At 39.6% G+C, this 1,550-nt stretch carries 1 protein-coding gene; it reads left to right on the top strand.

Features of this window, described 5'->3' with window-relative positions; all coding sequences use genetic code 11:
• Positions 1–1,550 (top strand): 6-phosphogluconolactonase (locus GON26_RS21465; RefSeq protein ID WP_160376816.1); only part of this gene is annotated, 1,550 nt, incomplete at both ends.

The following is a 1,550-nucleotide window of genomic DNA, read 5'->3' as shown; positions in this document are numbered from 1 at the left end:
CCTTGTATTTTAGGACTTGCTACGGGTTCATCACCAAAAGGTTTGTATGCAGAATTGGTGCGTTTGCACAAAGAAGAAGGTTTGAGTTTTAAGAACGTCATTAGTTTTAATCTGGATGAATATTATCCGATGGAACCTAATTCTATAAATAGTTATGTTCGTTTCATGAAAGAATTATTATTCGATCATGTTGATATTTTACCTGAAAATTATCACGTTCCCGATGGCCTTTTGACCAAAGAACAAATTGCAGATTATTGTCACGATTACGAGGCAAAAATAGAAGCATTGGGCGGAATCGATTTGCAGATTTTAGGAATTGGGGGTAACGGACACATCGGTTTTAATGAATCGGGTTCGCTGCAAAATTCCAAAACAAGATTAGTCGCTTTAGACCATATTACAAGAGTGGCAGCCAGCAAAGATTTCTTCGGATTGAGTAATACGCCAAGAACGGCTATTACACTTGGCGTTAAGAAAATTATGGAGGCCAAACAAGTTATTCTGATGGCCTGGGGCGAAGGAAAATCAAATATTGTAAAAAAATCGGTTGAAGATGAAGTGACGAATCGCGTACCTGCTTCGTTTTTGCAGGAGCACAACAACGCGGTTTTTGTTTTGGATAAAGAAGCGTCATCAAAACTAACCAGAATCAACAAACCGTGGCTGGTAGAACAAGTAGAATGGACGGACAAATTGGTTCGAAAAGCGGTTTTAGGATTGGCTTTACAACTCAAAAAACCAATTTTGATGCTGACCGATGCTGATTATATCGAAAACGGAATGAGCGATTTATTGGCAGATTCGGGTCCGGCGTACGATATCAATATTAAGATTTTCAATAAATTACAAAACACCATTACGGGCTGGCCAGGCGGAAAACCAAATGCTGAAGACGCAAATCGTCCAGAAAGAGCAGAACCTGCCAGAAAACGTGTCCTGATTTTTAGTCCGCATCCGGATGATGATATCATTAGTATGGGAGGAACTTTCATGCGTTTGCAGGAGCAGGGTCACGAGGTACACGTAGCGTATCAAACCTCTGGAAACATTGCTGTTGCTGATGATGAAGCCTTACGTTTTGCAAGATTTGTGATTGATTACAATGAGAAATTCGGAATCAAAAGCGCCGAAGCAGATGATATTTACCAAAAAGCTGCGACTTTTTTAACCAATAAAAAGAACAGCGAAATTGATATTCCTGAAGTGCGTTACATCAAAGGTTTAATCCGAAAAGGAGAAGCCAGAGCCACGAGTCATTTTGTTGGTTTGAATGATGATCAGATTCATTTTATGGAATTGCCTTTTTATGAAACAGGAACCATCGAAAAGAAACCAATCGGACAGGAAGATATTCAGCTGACAATGGATTTAATCGAAAAAATAAAACCGCATCAAATCTACGCAGCAGGAGATTTAGCCGATCCACACGGAACACACAAAGTTTGCCTGGATGCTATTTTTGAAGCTGTAAAAGCTTTAAAACCAAAATCTTTTATGGATGAATGTTGGCTTTGGTTATACCGAGGAGCATGGCAGGAATGGGGAAT

The sequence above is a fragment of the Flavobacterium hydrocarbonoxydans genome (assembly GCF_009789235.1).
GTDB lineage: Bacteria > Bacteroidota > Bacteroidia > Flavobacteriales > Flavobacteriaceae > Flavobacterium > Flavobacterium hydrocarbonoxydans.
This window is presented reverse-complemented; position numbering and strand designations above follow the sequence as displayed.